Source organism: Pseudomonas pudica, from assembly GCF_015680405.1.
Taxonomy (GTDB): Bacteria; Pseudomonadota; Gammaproteobacteria; order Pseudomonadales; family Pseudomonadaceae; genus Aquipseudomonas; species Aquipseudomonas pudica.
Genome location: NZ_JADLJS010000022.1, coordinates 46,021 through 67,671 on the forward strand (window position 1 = coordinate 46,021; position 21,651 = coordinate 67,671).

A 21,651-nucleotide genomic window follows, 5' to 3' on the forward strand; every position below is an offset into this window, starting at 1 on the left:
ATGCAGATGGGACTGGATTTCAACCTGGTCGAAGACTTGGTCGCCGGCGTCGACGAAGTGGGCCGTGGCCCGTTGTGCGGCGCGGTGGTGACCGCAGCGGTGATCCTCGACCCGGCGCGCCCGATCCTCGGCCTGAACGATTCGAAGAAACTCACCGAAGCCAAGCGCGAAGCGCTGTTCGACGAGATCTGCGAAAAGGCCCTGAGCTTTTGCATCGCCCGCGCCGAGGTCGAGGAAATCGACCGCCTGAACATTCTGCATGCGACCATGCTGGCCATGCAGCGCGCGGTGGAAGGGCTGCACATTACACCGAAGCTGGCCCTGATCGACGGTAACCGCTGCCCGAAACTGGCCGTACCGGCATCGCCGGTGGTCAAGGGTGATAGCCAGGTGCCGGCCATCGCGGCGGCGTCGATCCTGGCCAAGGTGACCCGTGACCGGGAGATGAGCGCATTCGAGTTGATCTACCCGGGGTATGGCATTGGCGGGCACAAGGGCTACCCGACCCCGGTGCACCTCGAGGCGCTGGCACGGTTGGGGCCAACGCCCATTCATCGGCGTTCCTTTGCCCCGGTGCGGGCAGCTTGGGAAGCGCGTGCCGGTGTTCTCGATTCCCTGATCTGAACCCCCGGGGGGCCGCTTTGCGGCCCATCGCCGGCAAGCCAGCTCCCACACGGAACGTACAGCCCCTGACAGCTACGCGGTCCCCGTGGGAGCTGGCTTGCCGGCGATGGGCTGCAAAGCAGCCCCAAAAAAAAACCTCAATTAAGCTACAATCCCGCCCTTGTCGTTCAGCACTGCTACAGGATCTTCCATGTCGGTTCCCTTCGTTCACCTGCGCGTCCACTCCGAATTCTCGCTGGTCGACGGCCTGGTGCGGATCAAACCGCTGGCCAAGGCGCTGGCCGGGATGAACATGCCGGCGGTGGCAATCACCGACCAGAGCAACATGTGCTCGCTGGTCAAGTTCTACAAGACCGCCATGGGCGCCGGCATCAAGCCGATCTGCGGCGCCGACCTGTGGCTGGCCGCTGCCGACCCGGAAGCACCGCTGTCGCGTATCTGCTTCCTGGCCATGAACCCCAAGGGCTACCGCAACCTCACCGAGCTGATCTCGCGCGGTTGGACCGAGGGCCAGCGCAATGGCCTGGTCATCCTCCAGCGTGAATGGATCGCCCCTGCCAGCGAGGGCCTGATCGCCCTTTCCGCAGGCAAGGAAGGCGATATCGGCATGGCCTTGCTGGCAGGCAAGGACGATGAAGCCGAGGCCCTGCTGCAAGACTGGATGGGCATGTTCCCCGAGCGCTTCTACGTCGAGGTGCAGCGTACCAACCGCGCTCGCGACGAAGAGTACGTGCACGCCGCCGTGGCGTTGGCTGACAAGTTCGGCGCTCCGCTGGTGGCAACCAACGACGTGCGTTTCATCAAGCAGTCGGACTTCGATGCACACGAAACCCGCGTATGCATCGGTGAGGGCTGGACCCTCGACGACCCGCGCCGGCCAAGGATGTACAGCGACCAGCAGTACCTGAAGTCGGCCGAGGAAATGGCCGAGCTGTTCAGCGACCTTCCCGACGCCATCGCCAACACTGTCGAGATTGCCAAGCGCTGCAATATCCAGGTGCAGTTGGGCAAGTACTTCCTGCCCGACTTCCCCACGCCCAACGGCATGGGCATCGATGACTACCTGCGGCATGTGTCCCACGAAGGCCTGGAAGAGCGCCTGGCGGTGCTGTGGCCGAAAGAGACCACGCCCAATTACGAAGAGAAGCGCCAGGTCTATCTGGACCGCCTGAAGTTCGAACTGGACATCATCATCCAGATGGGCTTCCCCGGTTACTTCCTGATCGTGATGGACTTCATCAAGTGGGCCAAGAACAACGGCGTGCCGGTGGGCCCGGGCCGGGGGTCGGGTGCCGGCTCGCTGGTGGCCTACGTGCTGAAGATCACCGACCTCGACCCGCTGGCCTACGACCTGCTGTTCGAGCGCTTCCTCAACCCTGAACGTATTTCCATGCCCGACTTCGACGTCGACTTCTGCATGGATGGCCGTGACCGGGTGATTGACTACGTGGCCGAAGCCTATGGCCGCAACGCGGTCAGCCAGATCATCACCTTCGGTACCATGGCGGCGAAGGCGGTAGTGCGAGATGTAGCGCGGGTGCAGGGCAAGTCCTACGGCCTGGCCGATCGCCTGTCGAAGATGATCCCCTTCGAAGTGGGCATGACCCTGGAGAAGGCCTACGAGCAGGAAGAGATCCTGCGCGACTTCCTCAAGGGCGACGAAGACGCCCGCGAGATCTGGGACATGGCGCTGAAGCTCGAGGGCGTGACCCGCGGTACCGGCAAGCACGCCGGTGGTGTGGTCATTGCCCCGACCAAGCTCACCGACTTCTCGCCGATCGCCTGTGACGAAGAGGGCGGCGGCCTGGTAACCCAGTTCGACAAGGATGACGTCGAGGCGGCCGGCCTGGTGAAGTTCGACTTCCTTGGTCTGCGGACCCTGACCATCATCAAGTGGGCGATGGAGATCATCAACCGCGAGCAGGCCAAGAAGAACCTGCCCGACGTCAACATCGACTTCATCCCGCTGGACGACCGCAAGACCTACGAGCTGTTGCAGAAGGCCGAAACCACGGCGGTGTTCCAGCTTGAATCGCGGGGCATGAAGGAGCTGATCAAGAAGCTCAAGCCCGACTGCCTGGAAGACCTCATCGCACTGGTGGCGCTGTTCCGCCCAGGCCCGCTGCAATCGGGCATGGTGGACGACTTCATCAACCGCAAGCACGGCCGCGCCGAGCTTGCCTACCCCCATCCGGACTACCAGTACGAAGGCCTGAAGCCGGTGCTGGCACCGACCTACGGCATCATCCTGTATCAGGAACAGGTGATGCAGATCGCCCAGGTGATGGCTGGGTATACCCTCGGCGGCGCCGACATGCTGCGCCGTGCGATGGGTAAGAAAAAGCCTGAGGAGATGGCCAAGCAGCGCGGTGGTTTCATCGAAGGTTGTGCCAACAACAATATCGATGCAGACCTGGCCGGCAACATCTTCGACCTGGTGGAAAAGTTCGCCGGCTATGGCTTCAACAAATCCCACTCCGCCGCCTATGGCCTGGTGTCGTACCAGACCGCCTGGCTGAAAACCCACTACCCGGCGCCGTTCATGGCTGCGGTGTTGTCGGCGGACATGCACAACACCGACAAGGTGGTGGTGCTGGTCGAGGAAGTGCGCAGCATGAAGCTGCGCCTCGACGCGCCGGACGTGAACTTCTCGGACTTCAAGTTCACCGTCAACAATGACGGGCGCATCGTCTACGGCCTGGGCGCCATCAAGGGTGTCGGTGAAGGACCGGTGGAGGCGATCGTCGAGGCCCGCGCCCAGGGTGGCCCGTTCAAGGACCTGTTCGACTTCTGTGAGCGCATCGACCTCAAGCGGGTCAACAAGCGTACCCTCGACGCATTGATCCGCAGCGGTGCGCTGGACCGCCTGGGCCCGCACTTCCATGACGAGATCAAGGCCTACCACGCCAACATCGACATCAATCGTGCAACCTTGCTTTCGGCGCTGGGCGAAGCCATCAAGGCTGCCGAGCAAGCCGCCCACACCGCTGACAGTGGCCATGTCGACCTGTTCGGCGGCATGTTCGAAGCGGCGGATGCCGACGTCTACGCCAACCACCGCAAGGTGCGCGAACTGACCCTCAAGGAACGCCTGAAGGGCGAGAAGGACACTCTTGGCCTGTACCTCACCGGCCATCCGATCGACGAGTACGAGACCGAGATCCGCCGCTTCGCTCGCCAGCGCATCATCGACCTCAAGCCGTCACGCGATACCCAGACCATCGCCGGCATGATCATTGCCCTGCGGGTGATGAAGAACAAGAAGGGTGACAAGATGGGCTTCGTCACCCTGGATGACCGCTCCGGCCGCATCGAGGCATCGCTGTTTGCCGACGCCTTCATGGCGGCACAGTCCTTGCTGCAGACCGATGCCATGGTGGTGGTCGAAGGCGAGGTCAGTAACGACGACTTCTCCGGTGGCCTGCGCCTGCGGGTGAAGCAGGTGATGACCATGGAGGATGCGCGCACCAAGCTGGCCGAGAGCCTGCGCCTGAAGGTGGCACACGAAGCGCTCAAGGGCGACCGGCTGAAGTGGCTGGGCGAGCTGATCACCCGCCATCGCGGCGCTTGCCCGATCACCCTCGAGTACACCGGCAGCGACGCCAAGGCCATGCTGCAGTTTGGCGAACAGTGGGCTATCGACCCGGCCGATGGGCTGATTCAGGCGCTGCGTGACCAGTTCGGGCGTGAGAACGTCTTCCTGCAATATCGTTGAACCGACAAAAATTTAATCTCGACCTGAATGCGCCTGATCCCTTAAGGTAGGGCGCCAAACGGATCAACCGGCCGGCCGCCTGGCCGTAGACCCTAGACGGATGACTATGAACCCGAATTTTCTCGATTTCGAACAGCCGATTGCCGACCTGCAAGCCAAGATCGAAGGCCTGCGCCTGGTAGGCAACGACAACTCGCTGAACATCAGCGATGAAATTGCCCGTCTGCAAGACAAGAGCAACACCCTGACCGAAAGCATCTTCGGCAACCTGACCAGCTGGCAGATCGCCCGCCTGGCCCGTCATCCGCGTCGTCCTTACACCCTGGACTACCTGGAGCACATCTTCACCGAGTTCGAAGAGCTGCACGGCGACCGCCACTTCGCCGACGACGCTGCCATCGTCGGTGGTACCGCGCGCCTGGACGGCAAGCCGGTCATGGTCATCGGCCACCAGAAGGGCCGTGAAGTGCGTGAGAAGGTACGCCGCAACTTCGGCATGCCGCGCCCTGAGGGCTACCGCAAGGCCTGCCGCCTGATGGAAATGGCCGAGCGCTTCAAGATGCCGATCCTGACCTTCATCGACACCCCTGGTGCCTACCCAGGCATCGACGCCGAAGAGCGCAACCAGAGCGAGGCCATCGCCTGGAACCTGCGCGTGATGGCGCGCCTGAAAACCCCGATCATCGCCACCGTGATCGGCGAGGGTGGTTCCGGCGGTGCGCTGGCCATCGGCGTGTGTGACCAGTTGAACATGCTGCAGTACTCCACCTACTCGGTGATTTCGCCGGAAGGCTGCGCCTCGATCCTGTGGAAGACTGCCGACAAGGCAGCTGATGCAGCCGAAGCCATGGGCATCACTGCCGAGCGCTTGAAGAGCCTGAACATCGTCGACAAGGTCATCCAGGAGCCGCTGGGCGGCGCTCACCGTGACCCGGCGAAGATGTCGGAAAGCATCCGTGCCGACCTGGTGCAGCAGTTGGACATGCTCGGCAAGCTCGACCATGACGCGCTGCTGGCCCGCCGTTACGATCGCCTGATGAGCTACGGTCTCTGATAGCGAGATGAATGGCACCGGCTTCGCCGGTGTGCGCGGGTGAACCCGCTCCCGCAGGTATTGCGCAGCCCTCTGAAACGGCGCGATCCCTGTGGGAGCGGGTTCACCCGCGACTGCATACTCGAATTGAGTGCGGGTTCGATGATCAACCTCACACCTTGGCTCAACGCCCCCACCTGGTACATCGCCTTCTCCGGCGGCCTCGATTCCACCGTCCTCCTGCACCTGCTGGCTGACTACGCCCGCAATCACGCATCACCTCCACTGCGCGCCATCCACATCCATCACGGCCTGCAAACCGCCGCCGATGCCTGGCCCGCCCACTGCCAAACCGTCTGCGACAATCTCGGCATCGAACTCCAGGTCATCCACGTCCAGGTCACCCCCGACGCCAGCCTCGAACAGGCCGCCCGCGACGCCCGCTATGCTGCCTTCAGGCAAGCCCTCGGCCCGGGTGACATCCTGTTCACCGGCCAGCACCGCGAAGACCAGGCCGAAACCCTGCTGTTCCGCCTGCTGCGCGGCGCAGGCCTGCGTGGCCTGGCTGCAATGCCGGGGCAGCGCGCGCTAGGGCAGGGCAGCCTGGTCAGGCCATTGCTGGGCTGTTCCCGTCAGCAGCTGCAGGACCACGCCGAGGCCAATGGGCTGGACTGGATCGAAGATCCATCGAACGCTGACACACAATTTGCCCGCAACTACCTGCGCAGCGAAGTGTTTCCGCTACTTCGGCAACGTTGGCCACAAGCCAGCCAGAACCTGGCCCGCGCCGCCGAGCACCTGGGCGAAGCCCTGGGCCTGCTGGACGAACTGGCGCAGGACGACCTGGCGCTCGCCGGGGAGGGCGCGCCGGTGGCCTGGCCGGGGCTGGACTCCCTCGACCTGGCCACCCTGCTGGCGCTGTCGCCGGCCCGTCAGCGCAATGCCCTGCAATACTGGCTGAGCCGCCGTACCCGCCTGCCTGACACCCGGCACTGGGCCGGCTGGGCGGACCTGTGCGATGCCGCCGCCGATGCCCAGCCCGTCTGGCGCCTTGCCGATGGGCAGCTGCTGCGCGGTCATGGGCGCATCTGGTGGTTGAGCGGTGACTGGCTGCAACTGCCCGTCGGCGAACTGGGCTGGGCCGATCCCGCCGAGTCTTTGCCGTTGCCGGGTAACGGCAGGGTGCGTCTTGCTGGCGCAGCGCCGCTGCACGGCTTGCGCATTGCCTACCGCCAGGGCGGTGAAGTGCTGGATGTCCCCGGCCGTGGCCGACGCGACCTGAAGCGCTTGCTCAACGAGTTGCAGGTGCCGCTCTTCCTGCGCCCGCGCCTGCCATTGCTGTACCAGGGCGAGCGGCTGCTGGCGGTGGCCAACCTGCCCGGGCTGGTGCAGGCGGATTGCCAGCTGTATTGGCAATTGCCGACGAACGCGCAAGGTTTGAGCTGAAGGGTACATTCGGGTAGACTACCCTCCCTTCTTGATACAGCTTCTGTGGGTTCCGCGAAAACACAGGAGTTGCCGATTACCAAGCAGTTTTTTGCTGGGCTGATTCTTAAAATGACGAGCGAGCTCCATGCCGGGATATTCCTGGTCTGTACAGACGCGGCAGTTTTTCGAGATGCACTGTGATTGACGCAGGTGATCGGGGGCTTCGGCCTTCCTTCGCTTTCTCCGGCGGCGCTGGCCGCCTTAACGCAGACTTCTAGGGTTTTTCATGACGCGCTACATATTCGTCACGGGCGGTGTTGTTTCTTCATTGGGGAAAGGCATTGCCTCGGCTTCCCTGGCGGCCATCCTGGAAGCGCGGGGCCTGAAGGTCACCATGCTCAAGCTGGATCCGTACATCAACGTCGATCCGGGTACCATGAGCCCGTTCCAGCACGGTGAAGTGTTCGTCACCCACGATGGCGCCGAGACCGACCTCGACCTGGGCCATTACGAGCGGTTCATCCGCACCACCATGACCCAGAACAACAACTTCACCACCGGCCGCATCTACGAGCACGTACTGCGCAAGGAGCGTCGTGGTGATTACCTGGGCGCGACCATCCAGGTCATCCCGCACATCACCGACGAAATCAAGCGTCGCATCATCAAGGGTGCCGGCGATGCCGACGTGGCCCTGGTGGAAATCGGCGGTACCGTGGGTGACATCGAGTCGCAGCCGTTCCTCGAGGCCATCCGCCAGCTGCGCGTCGAAGTGGGCTCCAAGCGCGCCATGCTGATGCACCTGACCCTGGTCCCGTACATCGCCACCGCTGGCGAGACCAAGACCAAGCCGACCCAGCACTCGGTGAAGGAGCTGCGCTCCATCGGCCTGCAGCCTGACGTGCTGATCTGCCGCTCCGACCACCCGGTCGATGCCTCGTCGCGTCGCAAGATCGCGTTGTTCACCAACGTTGAAGAGCGCGCGGTGATTTCGCTGGAAGACGTCGACACCATCTACAAGATCCCGGGCGTGCTGCACGCACAGGGCCTGGACGACTTCGTCGTCGAGCGCTTCGGCCTGCAGTGCAATGGCGCCGACCTGTCCGAGTGGGACAAGGTGGTCGATGCCAAGCTCAACCCTGAGCACGAAGTGACCATCGCCATGGTCGGCAAGTACATGGAACTGCTGGATGCGTACAAGTCGCTGATCGAAGCGATGAGCCACGCCGGCATCACCAACCGCACCAAGGTCAACCTGCGCTACATCGACTCGGAAGACATCGAGAACCAGGGCACCAGCCTGCTCGAAGGCGCCGATGCCATCCTGGTGCCGGGCGGTTTCGGCCTGCGCGGCGTGGAAGGCAAGATCACCGCGGTGCAATACGCCCGTGAGAACAAGGTGCCGTACCTGGGTATCTGCCTGGGCATGCAGGTGGCCGTGATCGAATTCGCCCGTAACGTGATGGGCTGGAAAGACGCCAACTCCACCGAGTTCGACCGCAACAGCGGCCACCCGGTAGTCGGCCTGATCACCGAGTGGGCCGATGCCACCGGTGCCGTCGAAACCCGCAGCGAAGCCTCCGACCTGGGTGGCACCATGCGCCTGGGTGCACAGGACTGCCAGCTGGCCGCCGGTTCCAAGGTGCACGACTGCTACGGCAAGGACGTGATCACCGAGCGTCACCGTCACCGCTACGAAGTGAACAACAACCTGCTGCCGCAACTGGTCGATGCCGGCCTGGTGGTTTCCGGCCGTTCCGAAGACGGTGCGCTGGTGGAAGTGGTCGAGTCCAAGGACCACCCATGGTTCGTCGCCTGCCAGTTCCACCCGGAATTCACTTCGACTCCGCGTGACGGCCACCCGCTGTTCAGCGGCTTCGTCAAGGCAGCCCTGGCTCAGAAGAACAAGGCCTGATCAATGACCCAGAAGATCATTCGCGTCGGTAACATCGAGATCGCCAACGACAAGCCGTTCGTCCTGTTCGGCGGCATGAACGTCCTGGAGTCCCGTGACCTGGCAATGAAGGTCTGCGAGGAGTACGTGCGGGTGACCGAGAAGCTCGGTATCCCGTACGTGTTCAAGGCCAGCTTCGACAAGGCCAACCGTTCGTCGGTAACCTCGTACCGTGGCCCGGGCATGGAAGAGGGGCTGAAGATCTTCGAGGAGATCAAGCGCACCTTCAACGTGCCGGTCATCACCGACGTGCACGAGCCTTATCAGGCCGAGCCTGTAGCCAAGGTATGCGACATCATCCAGCTGCCGGCCTTCCTGTCTCGGCAGACCGACCTGGTGGTGGCCATGGCCAAGACCGGCGCAGTGATCAATATCAAGAAGGCGCAGTTCCTCGCACCCCAGGAAATGAAACACATCCTGACCAAGTGCGAAGAGGCCGGTAATGACCAGTTGATCCTCTGCGAACGTGGTTCGAGCTTCGGCTACAACAACCTGGTGGTGGACATGCTCGGCTTCGGCATCATGAAGCAGTTCGAGTACCCGGTGTTCTTCGACGTGACCCACGCCCTGCAGATGCCGGGTGGTCGCGCCGATTCCGCCGGTGGTCGCCGCGCCCAGGTCACCGACCTGGCCAAGGCCGGCATGAGCCAAGGCCTGGCCGGGCTGTTCCTGGAAGCCCACCCCGATCCGGACAACGCCAAGTGCGATGGCCCATGTGCCCTGCGCCTGGACAAACTGGAGCCGTTCCTGGCCCAGCTCAAGCAACTGGACGACCTGGTGAAAAGTTTTCCGACGGTAGAAACCGCGTAAAGCTCGATTCTCGGGTAAAGTACCGTCCGATCCACCCCTGACCAGTCGGTCAGGGGTTCCCTTCACCCGGCCTGCCCACTGCAAGTCCGCCCGGTGAACGGCAAGAATTTCCTAAGCTAAGTTGTTTTCGTCAATTCTGGAGTGCTTACAACAATGGCAAAAATCGTCGACATCAAAGGTCGTGAAGTTCTCGATTCGCGTGGCAACCCCACCGTGGAAGCCGATGTACTGCTCGACAACGGCATCATCGGCAGCGCCTGCGCGCCGTCCGGTGCTTCCACTGGCTCGCGCGAAGCGCTGGAGCTGCGTGATGGCGACAAGAGCCGTTACCTGGGCAAGGGCGTGCTGAAGGCCGTCGCCAACATCAACGGTCCGATCCGTGACCTGCTGCTGGGCAAGGACCCTGCCGACCAGAAGGCCCTGGACCGCGCCATGATCGAACTGGACGGTACCGAAAACAAGGCCAAGCTGGGCGCCAACGCCATCCTGGCCGTTTCCCTGGCTGCCGCCAAGGCCGCTGCCCAGGACCAGGACCTGCCGCTGTACGCGCACATCGCCAACCTGAACGGCACCCCGGGCCAGTACTCGATGCCGGTACCGATGATGAACATCATCAACGGTGGCGAGCACGCCGACAACAACGTCGACATTCAGGAGTTCATGGTTCAGCCGGTTGGCGCCAAGACCTTCTCCGACGGCCTGCGCATGGGTACCGAGATCTTCCACCACCTCAAAGCTGTGCTGAAGGCCCGTGGCCTGAACACTGCCGTTGGTGACGAAGGTGGTTTCGCGCCTAACCTGGCTTCCAACGAAGACGCCCTGGGCGCCATCGCCGAAGCCGTCGAGAAAGCCGGCTACAAGCTGGGCACCGACGTGACCCTGGCGCTGGACTGCGCGGCTTCCGAGTTCTACGAAGACGGCAAGTACAACCTGTCCGGCGAAGGCAAGTCGTTCGACGCCGAAGGCTTTGCCGAGTACCTCAAAGGCCTGACCGAGCGCTTCCCGATCATCTCGATCGAAGACGGCCTGGACGAGTCCGACTGGGCTGGCTGGAAAATCCTCACCGACAAGATCGGCGCCAAGGTGCAACTGGTAGGTGACGACCTGTTCGTGACCAATACCAAGATCCTCAAGGAAGGCATCGAGAAGGGCATCGGTAACTCGATCCTGATCAAGTTCAACCAGATCGGCTCGCTGACCGAAACCCTGGAAGCCATCCAGATGGCCAAGGCTGCTGGCTACACCGCGGTGATTTCGCACCGTTCCGGTGAAACCGAAGACTCTACCATTGCCGACCTGGCCGTGGGTACCGCTGCTGGCCAGATCAAGACTGGTTCGCTGTGCCGTTCCGACCGCGTTTCCAAGTACAACCAGCTGCTGCGCATCGAAGAGCAGCTGGGTGCCAAAGCGGTTTACCGCGGTCGTGCCGAGTTTCGCGGCTAAGCAAGAGATGGTAAAAAGACAGCAGCCGGAGTTGTAGGAACGTTCGTACTGTTCTTTCCTACATTCCAACGGGTTTCTGTCGACGAAGCCTGGCCTCGGCCAGGCTTCGTGCTATTCGAGGCCCCGAAGTAAATAATACCCGGCAGCCTTTTTAACCTGGATAACGTGATGCGCAGTCCCTATTGGTTGTTCCTCGTCCTGCTCCTGCTGCTGGGTGGCCTGCAGTACCGCCTTTGGGTGGGTAATGGCAGCCTGGCGCAAGTGACCGAGCTGAAGCAGCAGATTGCCGAGCAGCATGCCGAAAACGAGCGCTTGCTCGAGCGCAACCGCGTGCTCGATGCCGAAGTGCTGGAGCTGAAAAAAGGCATGGAGACCGTTGAAGAGCGGGCTCGCCACGAATTGGGGATGGTCAAAGAGGGCGAAACCCTCTTCCAGTTGCCACAGAAATGATCGAAACCTTACCGGCCTTCTGGGCCGTGATTCCTGCTGCGGGCATAGGTGCCCGCATGGCTGCCGACCGCCCCAAGCAGTACCTGGAGCTGGCCGGGCAGACCATTCTCGAGCACAGCCTCGACTGTTTTCTTGGCCACCCGATGCTCAAGGGCGTGGTGGTCAGCATTGCCGAAGATGACCCGTACTGGCCTGGCCTGCGCTGCGCCAGTGACCCGCGTATCCAACGCGCGGCGGGCGGACGCGAGCGTGCCGACTCGGTACTCAATGCCTTGCTGATGCTGCATGCCCAAGGGGCGGCGGACAGCGACTGGGTGCTGGTGCATGATGCCGCGCGCCCGAACCTGGCGCGCAGCGATCTGGACAAGCTGTTGTCGGACCTGGCGGATGACCCGGTGGGTGGCCTGCTGGCGGTACCGGCGCGCGATACCCTCAAGCGGGCCGATGCCGATGGCCGGGTGGGTGCTACTGTCGACCGTAGCACCATCTGGCAGGCCTATACGCCGCAGATGTTCCGCCTGGGGGCATTGCATCGGGCGCTGGCGGAGTGCCTGGTGTCGGATGTGCTGGTAACCGACGAGTCGTCCGCAATCGAGTGGTCCGGCCAGGCACCGCGGCTGGTCGAAGGGCGCAGCGACAATATCAAGGTGACCCGGCCGGAAGACCTGGAGTGGTTGCGCCAGCGTTGGGCAGGGCGCCGCTGAATTTCTCGTTCCAGTGCCGGCCTTTTCGCGGGTAAACCCGCTCCCACAGGTATCGCACATCCTTTCAGGTTTGCGCTGTGCCTGTGGGAGCGGGTTTACCAGCGAAGAGGCCAGACCAGCCAGCACAAGGTTTCAACTCAAGCGATACTCCGGCAACCCCGCCAATCCTTCCTTCAGGTAATCCACCAGCCGCCGCACTTTCGGCGACAGGTGCCGCTGCTGCGGATACAGCGCCCACACCGCGGTATTCGGTGGCTGGTGCGCCTCCAGCAATGACACCAGCGCGCCACTATTCAAGTGCTCCAGTACGTAATAATCCGGCAGCTGGCACAACCCCATTCCCTGCAGCGCCGCGTCCAGCACCGCCTGCCCGCTGTTGCAACGCCAGTTGCCCTGCACTCGCTGGCTGATCTCCCGGCCGTCCTGCTGTAGCGCCCACAAGTCCGAGCTGCCCACCAGGCAATTGTGCCGCGCCAGTTCCGACAGGCTGTGTGGCCGACCATAATGTTCCAGGTAAGCTGGCGAAGCGCACAAATACATGCGCCGGGGCGCCAGGCGGGTGGCCACCAGTCGCGAGTCGGCCAGCCGGCCCAGGCGGATGGCCAAGTCCATGCCTTCATGCACCAGGTCGAGGGTGTGGTTGCTCAGTTCCACGTCCACCCTCAACTGCGGGTACAGCGCCATGAACCGTGTCACCAGCGGCACGATGAAGCGCTCGCCGTAAGCCACCGCGCAGGTCATGCGCAGCAACCCCTTGGGCTCGCTGGCCAGGTCGCCCATGGCGCGCAGGGCTTCCTCGCGGCCATCCTGCAGGCGCTGGCAGTGCTGCAGAAATGTCTGCCCCGCCTCGCTCAGGGTCACCCGCCGGGTGCTGCGGTACAGCAGGCGTGTCTGCAGGCGCTCCTCCAGCCGGGCGATTTGCCGGCTGATGTGCGATGAGGAAACCCCCAGGCGCTCGGCGGCCGCGGTGAACTGGCCCGACTCGGCCACCGCGACGAATTCGTCGATACCTTCCCAGCGGCTGCTCATTGATTATCCCTGCATGGCAATAATGTTTTGTCTTTGTCCGGATTATTCATCAAAAGGTGGTGAATTACACTGCCAGACTGAATCGACCCTCTGTCTGGAGACCTTTGATGATCAAGTCCCGTGCTGCCGTAGCCTTCGAAGCCAAGAAACCCCTGGAAATCGTCGAAGTCGACGTGGCCATGCCCAAGGCCGGTGAAGTGCTGCTGCGCGTGGTCGCCAGCGGTGTCTGCCACACCGATGCCTACACCCTGTCCGGCGCCGACCCGGAGGGTATCTTCCCGTCGATCCTCGGCCACGAAGGTGGCGCGATCGTCGAAGCGGTAGGCGAGGGCGTTACCTCGGTCGCCGTTGGTGACCACGTCATTCCGCTGTACACCCCGGAATGCGGCAAGTGCAAGTTCTGCCTCTCGGGCAAGACCAACCTGTGCCAGGCCATCCGCGCCACCCAGGGCAAGGGCCTGATGCCGGACGGCACCACGCGCTTCTCCTACAAGGGCCAGCAGCTGTTCCACTACATGGGTACCTCGACCTTCTCCGAGTACACCGTGCTGCCGGAAATCTCCGTGGCCAAGATCCAGAAAGAAGCGCCGCTGGAAAAGGTCTGCCTGCTGGGTTGTGGCGTCACCACCGGTATTGGCGCGGTGCTCAACACCGCCAAGGTCAAGCCGGGTGACACCGTGGCCATCTTCGGCTTGGGCGGCATCGGCCTGTCGGCAGTGATCGGTGCGGTCAAGGCCAAGGCGTCGCGCATCATTGCCATCGACATCAACCCGGCCAAGTTCGAAATCGCCCGCCAGCTGGGTGCCACCGACTGCATCAACCCGAAAGACTACGACCGCCCGATCCAGGAAGTGATCGTCGACCTCACCGACGGCGGCGTGGACTTCTCCTTCGAGTGCATCGGCAACGTGCAACTGATGCGTGCTGCGCTGGAATGCTGCCACAAGGGCTGGGGCGAGTCGGTGATCATCGGCGTGGCCGGCGCAGGCCAGGAAATCGCCACTCGTCCGTTCCAACTGGTCACCGGCCGCGTATGGCGTGGTTCGGCATTCGGCGGCGTGCGTGGTCGCAGCGAGCTGCCAAGCTACGTGGAAATGTCCGAGAAGGGCGAGATCCCGCTGGATACCTTCATCACCCACACCATGGGGCTGGAAGACATCAACAAGGCTTTCGACCTGATGCACGAAGGCAAGAGCATCCGCAGCGTGATCCACTTCTGAGGTTTGCCATGAGCCTGGATAACATCTCCTGCCAGAAGAGCTTCGGCGGCTGGCACAAGCGTTACCGGCATCACTCCAAGGTGCTGGGTTGCGACATGGTGTTCGCCGTCTACCTGCCACCGCAGGCCGAACAGGGCGAGAAGCTGCCGGTGCTGTACTGGCTCAGCGGCCTCACCTGCACCGACGAGAACTTCATGCAGAAGGCCGGCGCCCAGCGCCTGGCCGCGGAGCTTGGGTTGATCATTGTCGCCCCCGACACCAGCCCGCGTGGCGAGCAGGTGCCGGGCGACCCGGACGGTGCCTGGGACTTCGGCCTGGGTGCCGGCTTCTACCTCAATGCCACTCAGCAGCCGTGGGCCCAGCACTACCGCATGCACGACTATGTGGTGGACGAGTTGCCTGCGTTGATCGAGGCGCACTTCCCGGCCTCGGGTGAGCGCAGCATCAGTGGCCACTCCATGGGGGGGCATGGTGCGCTGGTGTGCGCCTTGCGCAACCCGGGGCGCTACCGTTCGGTGTCGGCGTTCTCGCCAATCAGCAACCCGATGGATTGCCCGTGGGGCGAGAAAGCCTTCAGCCGCTATCTGGGTGAAGACCGTGCGCGCTGGCGTGAGTGGGATGCCAGCGTGCTGCTTGCCGAGACCCCGGCCGGCGAATGCCCGCCGTTGCTGGTGGACCAGGGCGACCGCGACGACTTCCTCGAGAAGCAGCTCAAGCCTGAAGCGCTGGAGCAGGCGGCACGCAAAGGCGGGCATGAACTGACTCTGCGCCTGCAGCCTGGCTACGACCACAGCTACTACTTCATCGCGAGCTTCATCGAGGAGCACCTGCGTCATCATGCGGTGGCGCTGGGGCGGGTCTAAGGCGTAGCTGGTGTTTGCTTGATCGCCTGCAGGAGCAGCCTTGTGCTGCGAATGGGCTGCGAAGCAGACCCTGGGTCTGACGCTATCGCCGATATTGCCGGGGCCGCTTTGCGGCCCATTCGCAGCACAAGGCTGCTCCTACAACGACGGCCCCAATACCGGCTAAAGCAGGTAGAATCACGCCCTGACTCATTCAGGGCGTTTTTCTATGCGTATTGGCCACGGCTACGATGTGCACCGTTTCTGCGACGGTGATTTCATTACCCTGGGCGGGGTGCGTATCCCCCACAAATACGGCCTCCTGGCCCATTCCGATGGCGACGTGCTGCTGCACGCCCTGAGCGATGCCTTGCTTGGCGCGGCTGCGCTGGGTGACATCGGCAAACACTTCCCCGACACCGATCCGCAGTTCAAGGGCGCCGACAGCCGCGTTCTGCTGCGCCATGTGGTCGGCATCGTGCAGGCCAAGGGCTGGAAGGTCGGCAACATCGACGCCACCATTGTCGCCCAGGCGCCGAAGATGGCCCCGCACATCGAGACCATGCGCAAGCTGATCGCCGAAGACCTGCAGGTCGAACTCGACCAGGTCAACGTCAAGGCTACCACCACCGAGAAGCTCGGCTTCACCGGCCGCGAGGAGGGCATCGCCGTGCATTCGGTAGCCCTGCTGCTGCCAGCATGACCGAACTGGAACTGCTGGGCCCGCGCGCATCGGGCGAACCACTGGGTACCGCCGTCCTCAAGGCGGTGGCCGAAGATTTTCAGGTCGACGAAGTACTGGACATCCCTCTGTCGGGCCAGGGCGAGCACCTTTGGCTGTGGGTCGAGAAGCGTGACCTGAATACCGAGGAGGCCGCCCGCCGCCTGGCGCGTGCCGCCGGCGTGCCGGTGCGTACGATCAGCTATGCCGGCCTCAAGGACCGCCAGGCGTTGACCCGCCAGTGGTTCAGCCTGCATCTGCCAGGCAAGGCCGACCCGGACCTGTCGCGTGCCGAGGATGCCAGCCTGCGTGTGCTCAAACAGGTGCGCCATCAGCGCAAGCTGCAGCGCGGTGCACATTCGGCCAACGGTTTCACGCTGCGCCTGACGGCCCTGGCTGCCGATCACAAGGCTTTGGATGCGCGCCTGGAACAACTCAAGCAGCACGGTGTGCCGAATTATTTCGGCGCCCAGCGCTTCGGCCACGGTGGTGGCAACGTTCATGACGCCCTCGATTGGGCCGCACGCAAGGCCCTGCCCGAACAGCGCAACGTGCGTTCGCGGTTGCTTTCTGCCGGGCGCAGCTACCTGTTCAACCAAGTGTTGGCAGCCCGTGTTGCCGACGGCAGCTGGGCGCGTGCGCAGGTGGGCGACCTGTTGGCGTTCACCACGAGTCGTAGCTTCTTTCCTGCTGGAGAGTCGGAATGTTCTGATCCTCGGCTGGCGATCCTTGACCTGCATCCGACCGGCCCGCTGTGGGGGGCCGGCGATTCGCCAGCTACCGGAGGCACCGCGCAACAAGAGGATGCGATCGCCGCACGGCAGCCGGCACTTTGCCAGTGGCTGGCCTTGGCGGGCATGGATCACGAACGACGCATTCTGCGGCTCCCTATTGGCGGTCTTACGTGGCATTATCCCGAGCCTGATATCCTGCAACTGGAATTCGTCCTTCCGGCCGGATGCTTCGCCACCGTGGTGGTGCGCGAAGTCGTGGATCTGGTGTCGGCGGGGCAGACGGACAGCTCATGCGTATTCTGATTTCGAACGACGACGGTGTTACCGCACCCGGCATCGCCGCGCTGCACGCTGCGCTGGCGGATTACGCCGAGTGCGTGGTTATTGCCCCGGATCAAGACAAGAGCGGCGCCAGCAGTTCGCTGACGCTGGACCGGCCACTGCACCCGCAGACCTTGGCCAATGGCTTCATCAGCCTCAACGGCACGCCGACCGACTGTGTGCACCTGGGGCTCAATGGGCTGTTGCCACAGGCGCCGGACATGGTGGTGTCGGGGATCAACCTCGGTGCCAACCTGGGTGACGATGTGCTCTATTCGGGCACGGTCGCAGCCGCGTTGGAAGGTCGCTTCCTTGGCGGTACCTCCCTGGCGTTTTCGCTGTTGTCGCGCCTGCCGGACAACCTGCCGACCGCGGCCCATATCGCCCGCCGCCTGGTCGAGGCGCAGTCGCGCCTGGTGTTGCCGCCGCGTACCGTGCTCAACGTCAACATCCCCAACCTGCCGCTGGAGCACATTCGTGGCATCCAGCTCACTCGCCTCGGTCACCGGGCGCGGGCGGCGGCGCCGACCAAGGTGGTCAACCCGCGCGGCAAGGAAGGCTACTGGATCGCTGTGGCCGGGGACGCCGAGGACGGTGGCCCGGGTACCGACTTCCATGCAGTGATGCAAGGCTATGTATCGATCACTCCACTGCAGCTCGATCGCACCTTCAGTGACGCCTTCGAGCAGCTCGACGGTTGGCTGGAGGGCCTGCTCTGATGCGTGAGGACGATATGCTGCGGCGTGGCATCGGCATGACCTCCCAGCGTACCCGGGAGCGGCTGATCCAGCGCCTGTGCGAGGAGGGCGTTTCGAACACCAAGGTGCTCGACGTGATCCGTCGTACCCCGCGCCACCTGTTCGTCGACGAGGCGCTGGCGCATCGCGCCTATGAAGATACCGCGCTGCCGATCGGTCACAACCAGACCATCTCGCAACCGTTCATGGTTGCCCACATGAGCGAGCTGCTGCTCGAGGCCGGCCCGCTGGACAAGGTGCTGGAAATCGGTACCGGCTCTGGCTACCAGACGGCAATCCTGGCCCAGCTGGTCGAGCGGGTGTTCTCGGTAGAACGCATCAAGGTGTTGCAGGACCGGGCCAAGGAGCGCCTGGTAGAACTGAACCTGCGCAACGTGGTGTTCCGCTGGGGTGACGGTTGCGAAGGCTGGCCGGCGCTCGCGCCGTACAATGGCATCATCGTCACCGCTGTGGCGCCGGAAGTGCCGCAGGCACTGCTCGACCAGCTGGCGCCCGGTGGTCGTATGGTGATCCCTGTGGGGTCCGCCGGCGAAACCCAGCAGCTGATGCTGATCGTGCGCGAGGAGCATGGATTCTCCCGCCGCGTGCTGGGGGCAGTGCGCTTCGTACCGCTGCTCAACGGCCCGCTGGCCTGAACACTGCTGGTTCGAGCCGCGCGATATTTTTACGCCAGCACCGAATTCTTGCAGCAGCGCCCTGTCTATCTGGCGGGGTGGAGCGCTAGCGTACAGCGTGTGCCATGGCTTTGCAGCAGTCTTTCACCAACCCTGCCAATGCGGGCGGGCTTGGTTATAATTGCAATAATATTGCATTTCTTGTCTTCATATCGTTTTTGGCACCATGAGGGGAGCGCGGGTGGGTCACACAGTCATTCGGCAGCGCAAGGACGGTTCGGGTTTCACGCTTCTGGTGATTGCACTGGCCATGGGCGCGCTACTGGTGGGTTGCTCGAGCACCAGCAGCAACAGTGCACGGGTGGTCGACCGCAATAACACCGTGCCCAAGCGCCCGGCGGTAACTACCGGGCAGTACATCGTCAAACCTGGTGATACGCTGTTCTCCATCGCCTTCCGTTATGGCTGGGACTACAAGGAACTGGCTGCGCGCAACGGCATCGCGGCGCCCTATACCATTCGCCCGGGGCAAGCGATTCGTTTCAGCAGTGGCTCTACCGGCAGCACCACGGTGGTATCCAGCCCATCGTCGTCGAGCAAGACCACGGTTATCCGGCGGCCTGTGGGAAGCACCGGCACACCCCCTGCCAGCACCAGCAAACCGGCCACGCCGGCAGCCTCCAGCAGCGCCCCGGTGGTCGCTACGGTGCCTGCCGCGGAGCGTGCGGTAGGCGGCTGGACCTGGCCTGCCAACGGTGTGCTGATTGGAAAATTCGCTTCAAACGGTAGTTTGAATAAAGGCATTGATATCGCCGGTGATTTGGGACAGCCTGTTTTTGCTGCGTCTGATGGTACGGTGGTGTACGCCGGGAGTGGCTTGAGGGGCTACGGCGAACTGATCATCATCAAGCACAGCGATACCTACGTCAGTGCCTACGGCCATAACCGCAGGCTGTTGGTTCGGGAGGGGCAGCAGGTCAAGGCAGGGCAGTCAATTGCTGAAATGGGGTCCACGGGCACAGATCGGGTGAAGCTGCATTTCGAGATTCGCCGCCAGGGCAAACCCGTCGATCCGCTCCAGTTCCTGCCACGTCGTTGACCGTTGTACCCGGCCTGTTCCTGTGATGTAGAGGGGACAGGCTCCAGCGCTGCCAGGGAGACAGGTGCCGCTCGAGTCTGAGTTCGAACTCAGCAAAGGACTATAACAATGGCTCTCAGTAAAGAAGTGCCGGAGTTTGACATCGACGATGACCTGCTTCTGATGGAGACGGGGATCGTTTTGGAAACGGATGTGGTGTCAGACGAACCTGCTGTATCTTCGGTTCGGACGAGGGCCAAGTCAGGCTCTTCGCTCAAGCAACACAAGTATATCGATTACAGCCGGGCGCTCGATGCCACCCAGTTGTATCTCAACGAGATCGGATTCTCGCCTCTGCTTTCGCCGGAAGAGGAAGTGCACTTTGCGCGCCTGTCGCAAAAGGGCGACCCTGCCGGCCGCAAGCGCATGATCGAAAGCAACCTGCGCCTGGTTGTAAAAATTGCCCGTCGTTACGTCAATCGCGGCCTTTCGCTGCTCGACCTGATCGAGGAGGGCAACCTGGGGCTGATCCGTGCGGTCGAGAAGTTCGACCCGGAGCGTGGTTTCCGGTTCTCGACCTACGCGACCTGGTGGATTCGCCAGACCATCGAGCGGGCGATCATGAACCAGACCCGCACCATTCGCCTGCCTATCCACGTGGTCAAGGAACTGAACGTCTACCTGCGCGCTGCGCGCGAGCTGACGCAGAAACTGGACCACGAACCCTCGCCAGAAGAAATCGCCACGCTGCTGGAGAAGCCGGTCGCCGAGGTCAAGCGCATGCTGGGCCTGAACGAGCGGGTGTCTTCGGTGGATGTGTCGCTCGGCCCGGACTCGGACAAGACCCTGCTCGATACCTTGACCGATGACCGCCCGACCGACCCGTGCGAACTGCTGCAGGATGACGACCTGTCGCAGAGCATCGACCAATGGCTGGGCGAGTTGACAGACAAGCAGCGTGAAGTGGTGGTGCGTCGCTTTGGCCTGCGCGGGCATGAAAGCAGCACCCTGGAGGATGTTGGCCTGGAGATCGGCCTGACCCGTGAGCGGGTGCGGCAGATCCAGGTCGAGGGGCTCAAGCGTTTGCGTGAGATCCTCGAGAAGAACGGCTTGTCCAGTGAGTCATTGTTCCAGTAGCGAAAGCCTGTAACAGAAAACGCCCCGATGATTTCGGGGCGTTTTTGTATGTTTCGATCAGAGGTGCCCCATTCAAAATTGCCGGGGGCGCTTTGCGCCCCTTTCGCGACACAAGGCCGCTCCCACAGGTATTTCATCGCCTTCGAATGCGCCACTATCCTGTGGGAGCGGCCTTGTGTCGCGAAAGGGCTGCAAAGCAGCCCCAAAACATTATGTACTGCGCTACCCCAGTAACATCGCGTGTAAGCCTTTGCTTACTTGTTCTGTAAGCCTTCTATGTACGCTTCAGTAAATCATTGTCGTATCCAGCACCTGCGTTTTCCCAACTCATTGAAAATCCTGGTTTATTCGGCTGTGAGGAAATGTGTCACCTGCAACACTCTGTGAGGTTTCGCGGTTGCCCGACCGGCTCAAGTCGCTAGTATTCGAACTGTGCACAGGGACATGCACAGGCTTTCAGGATGGAAGCCAGGGACGTCGCAAGAAGCGATTTCATCAGGATGATGTTTGGGACAAGCAGGGACTACGGAAAAAATGTGGGCGGGTCAAACCGCCCCTTTTTTTTGCCCGCAGAAAACAAAAAAGGCCCCAAAGGGGCCTTTTTCGTGTCCGGACGCTATCAGCGCTCCAGGTCTGCAATCTTGCCAGTCTTGCCATCCCACTCTTCAGCGTCCGGCAGGGCATCCTTACGCTCGGTGATGTTCGGCCAGATTTCCGCCAGTTCGGCGTTCAGCTCAATGAAGTTCTCCATGCCTGCAGGCACTTCGTCTTCCGAGAAGATGGCTTGCGCTGGGCATTCCGGCTCGCACAGGGCGCAGTCGATGCACTCGTCCGGGTGGATGACCAGGAAGTTCGGGCCTTCGTAGAAGCAGTCCACCGGGCAGACTTCCACGCAGTCGGTGTATTTGCATTTGATGCAGTTGTCGGTGACGACGAAGGTCATTTCTAATTCTCTCCTCAGGCGACGGCGGCGGCCCTTCCTCTCAGGTCCGCGCGGTTTGCGGGCATGTGGCTGCAGGCCAGGCTAATAACCTGC

General features: G+C 62.6%; 19 protein-coding genes. 17 read left to right on the plus strand and 2 right to left on the minus strand.

Translation table 11 applies throughout. The features are described 5' to 3' along the window. From rnhB to ispD, 9 genes are all read left to right on the plus strand, one after another. Nucleotides 1-624: a ribonuclease HII gene (gene rnhB, locus IRZ77_RS16420; protein ID WP_046616625.1), complete on the plus strand. Its 624-nt coding sequence runs from the start codon at nt 1-3 to the stop codon at nt 622-624. A 190-nt stretch (nt 625-814) separates the two neighbouring features. Then, complete coding sequence (gene dnaE / locus IRZ77_RS16425) at nt 815-4,339, plus strand: DNA polymerase III subunit alpha (RefSeq protein ID WP_046616626.1); 3,525 nt, start codon at nt 815-817, stop codon at nt 4,337-4,339. A 106-nt stretch (nt 4,340-4,445) separates the two neighbouring features. Beyond that, the gene (accA, locus tag IRZ77_RS16430) at nt 4,446-5,393 is read left to right on the plus strand and encodes an acetyl-CoA carboxylase carboxyl transferase subunit alpha (protein WP_046616627.1); all 948 of its coding nucleotides are present in this window, start codon (nt 4,446-4,448) and stop codon (nt 5,391-5,393) included. A 141-nt stretch (nt 5,394-5,534) separates the two neighbouring features. Next, the gene (gene tilS, locus IRZ77_RS16435) at nt 5,535-6,818 is read left to right on the plus strand and encodes a tRNA lysidine(34) synthetase TilS (RefSeq protein WP_196173944.1); all 1,284 of its coding nucleotides are present in this window, start codon (nt 5,535-5,537) and stop codon (nt 6,816-6,818) included. Between the two features lie 268 nt (nt 6,819-7,086). Beyond that, complete coding sequence (locus tag IRZ77_RS16440) at nt 7,087-8,715, plus strand: CTP synthase (RefSeq protein ID WP_025337984.1); 1,629 nt, start codon at nt 7,087-7,089, stop codon at nt 8,713-8,715. A gap of 3 nt (nt 8,716-8,718) precedes the next feature. Further along, on the plus strand, nt 8,719-9,564 hold the full coding sequence (kdsA, locus tag IRZ77_RS16445) for a 3-deoxy-8-phosphooctulonate synthase (RefSeq protein WP_025337985.1): 846 nt from the start codon (nt 8,719-8,721) through the stop codon (nt 9,562-9,564). 153 nt (nt 9,565-9,717) lie between these two features. Continuing rightward, nucleotides 9,718-11,007, plus strand: coding sequence for a phosphopyruvate hydratase (gene eno / locus IRZ77_RS16450; RefSeq protein ID WP_013971266.1), 1,290 nt, complete (start codon nt 9,718-9,720; stop codon nt 11,005-11,007). Nucleotides 11,008-11,175: 168 nt separating this feature from the next. Next, nucleotides 11,176-11,457 (plus strand): cell division protein FtsB, encoded by a 282-nt coding sequence (gene ftsB, locus IRZ77_RS16455; protein WP_004375443.1) that lies wholly within the window; start codon nt 11,176-11,178, stop codon nt 11,455-11,457. Continuing rightward, nucleotides 11,454-12,161: a 2-C-methyl-D-erythritol 4-phosphate cytidylyltransferase gene (ispD, locus tag IRZ77_RS16460; protein ID WP_046616629.1), complete on the plus strand. Its 708-nt coding sequence runs from the start codon at nt 11,454-11,456 to the stop codon at nt 12,159-12,161. Before ftsB ends, ispD begins: the two co-directional genes overlap by 4 nt. Nucleotides 12,162-12,293: 132 nt before the next feature. Here ispD and IRZ77_RS16465 read toward each other — a convergent pair whose 3' ends face one another. Next, nucleotides 12,294-13,190: a LysR substrate-binding domain-containing protein gene (locus IRZ77_RS16465; RefSeq protein WP_196173946.1), complete on the minus strand. Its 897-nt coding sequence runs from the start codon at nt 13,188-13,190 to the stop codon at nt 12,294-12,296. A 107-nt stretch (nt 13,191-13,297) separates the two neighbouring features. Between IRZ77_RS16465 and IRZ77_RS16470 the strand changes: the two genes are divergently transcribed. The 8 genes from IRZ77_RS16470 to rpoS all read left to right on the plus strand — a co-directional run bounded on the left by IRZ77_RS16470 (nt 13,298) and on the right by rpoS (nt 20,615). Next, nucleotides 13,298-14,410: an S-(hydroxymethyl)glutathione dehydrogenase/class III alcohol dehydrogenase gene (locus IRZ77_RS16470; protein ID WP_016712915.1), complete on the plus strand. Its 1,113-nt coding sequence runs from the start codon at nt 13,298-13,300 to the stop codon at nt 14,408-14,410. A gap of 8 nt (nt 14,411-14,418) precedes the next feature. After that, nucleotides 14,419-15,273: an S-formylglutathione hydrolase gene (fghA, locus tag IRZ77_RS16475; RefSeq protein WP_196173948.1), complete on the plus strand. Its 855-nt coding sequence runs from the start codon at nt 14,419-14,421 to the stop codon at nt 15,271-15,273. Between the two features lie 208 nt (nt 15,274-15,481). Continuing rightward, nucleotides 15,482-15,955 (plus strand): 2-C-methyl-D-erythritol 2,4-cyclodiphosphate synthase, encoded by a 474-nt coding sequence (gene ispF, locus IRZ77_RS16480; protein WP_015269207.1) that lies wholly within the window; start codon nt 15,482-15,484, stop codon nt 15,953-15,955. Further along, nucleotides 15,952-17,010, plus strand: a complete 1,059-nt coding sequence (truD, locus tag IRZ77_RS16485) for a tRNA pseudouridine(13) synthase TruD (RefSeq protein WP_196173950.1) — start codon at nt 15,952-15,954, stop codon at nt 17,008-17,010. The genes ispF and truD overlap by 4 nt, the downstream gene beginning before the upstream one ends. After that, complete coding sequence (gene surE / locus IRZ77_RS16490; RefSeq protein ID WP_046616634.1) at nt 16,998-17,747, plus strand: 5'/3'-nucleotidase SurE; 750 nt, start codon at nt 16,998-17,000, stop codon at nt 17,745-17,747. The genes truD and surE overlap by 13 nt, the downstream gene beginning before the upstream one ends. 35 nt (nt 17,748-17,782) lie before the next feature. Further along, on the plus strand, nt 17,783-18,421 hold the full coding sequence (locus tag IRZ77_RS16495) for a protein-L-isoaspartate(D-aspartate) O-methyltransferase (RefSeq protein WP_161797639.1): 639 nt from the start codon (nt 17,783-17,785) through the stop codon (nt 18,419-18,421). A 220-nt stretch (nt 18,422-18,641) separates the two neighbouring features. Next, the gene (locus IRZ77_RS16500; protein WP_046616636.1) at nt 18,642-19,499 is read left to right on the plus strand and encodes a peptidoglycan DD-metalloendopeptidase family protein; all 858 of its coding nucleotides are present in this window, start codon (nt 18,642-18,644) and stop codon (nt 19,497-19,499) included. Between the two features lie 108 nt (nt 19,500-19,607). After that, a complete protein-coding gene (rpoS, locus tag IRZ77_RS16505) occupies nt 19,608-20,615 on the plus strand; it encodes an RNA polymerase sigma factor RpoS (protein ID WP_013971277.1) in 1,008 nt (335 codons plus the stop codon). Between the two features lie 619 nt (nt 20,616-21,234). On the opposite strand, the gene fdxA is transcribed toward rpoS, so the two are convergent. Continuing rightward, nucleotides 21,235-21,558 carry a ferredoxin FdxA gene (gene fdxA, locus IRZ77_RS16510; RefSeq protein WP_004375459.1) on the minus strand — a complete coding sequence of 108 codons (324 nt, stop codon included), beginning with the start codon at nt 21,556-21,558 and terminating at the stop codon, nt 21,235-21,237. Nucleotides 21,559-21,651 lie beyond the last annotated feature (93 nt).

Bases quoted from the DNA above. Each gene is read 5' to 3' on its own strand.
- rnhB (WP_046616625.1), top strand. From the start codon at position 1: ATGCAGATGGGACTGGATTTCAACCTGGTCGAAGACTTGGTCGCCGGC.
- dnaE (WP_046616626.1), top strand. From the start codon at position 815: ATGTCGGTTCCCTTCGTTCACCTGCGCGTCCACTCCGAATTCTCGCTG.
- accA (WP_046616627.1), top strand. From the start codon at position 4,446: ATGAACCCGAATTTTCTCGATTTCGAACAGCCGATTGCCGACCTGCAA.
- tilS (WP_196173944.1), top strand. From the start codon at position 5,535: ATGATCAACCTCACACCTTGGCTCAACGCCCCCACCTGGTACATCGCC.
- IRZ77_RS16440 (WP_025337984.1), top strand. From the start codon at position 7,087: ATGACGCGCTACATATTCGTCACGGGCGGTGTTGTTTCTTCATTGGGG.
- kdsA (WP_025337985.1), top strand. From the start codon at position 8,719: ATGACCCAGAAGATCATTCGCGTCGGTAACATCGAGATCGCCAACGAC.
- eno (WP_013971266.1), top strand. From the start codon at position 9,718: ATGGCAAAAATCGTCGACATCAAAGGTCGTGAAGTTCTCGATTCGCGT.
- ftsB (WP_004375443.1), top strand. From the start codon at position 11,176: ATGCGCAGTCCCTATTGGTTGTTCCTCGTCCTGCTCCTGCTGCTGGGT.
- ispD (WP_046616629.1), top strand. From the start codon at position 11,454: ATGATCGAAACCTTACCGGCCTTCTGGGCCGTGATTCCTGCTGCGGGC.
- IRZ77_RS16465 (WP_196173946.1), bottom strand. From the start codon at position 13,190: ATGAGCAGCCGCTGGGAAGGTATCGACGAATTCGTCGCGGTGGCCGAG.
- IRZ77_RS16470 (WP_016712915.1), top strand. From the start codon at position 13,298: ATGATCAAGTCCCGTGCTGCCGTAGCCTTCGAAGCCAAGAAACCCCTG.
- fghA (WP_196173948.1), top strand. From the start codon at position 14,419: ATGAGCCTGGATAACATCTCCTGCCAGAAGAGCTTCGGCGGCTGGCAC.
- ispF (WP_015269207.1), top strand. From the start codon at position 15,482: ATGCGTATTGGCCACGGCTACGATGTGCACCGTTTCTGCGACGGTGAT.
- truD (WP_196173950.1), top strand. From the start codon at position 15,952: ATGACCGAACTGGAACTGCTGGGCCCGCGCGCATCGGGCGAACCACTG.
- surE (WP_046616634.1), top strand. From the start codon at position 16,998: ATGCGTATTCTGATTTCGAACGACGACGGTGTTACCGCACCCGGCATC.
- IRZ77_RS16495 (WP_161797639.1), top strand. From the start codon at position 17,783: ATGACCTCCCAGCGTACCCGGGAGCGGCTGATCCAGCGCCTGTGCGAG.
- rpoS (WP_013971277.1), top strand. From the start codon at position 19,608: ATGGCTCTCAGTAAAGAAGTGCCGGAGTTTGACATCGACGATGACCTG.
- fdxA (WP_004375459.1), bottom strand. From the start codon at position 21,558: ATGACCTTCGTCGTCACCGACAACTGCATCAAATGCAAATACACCGAC.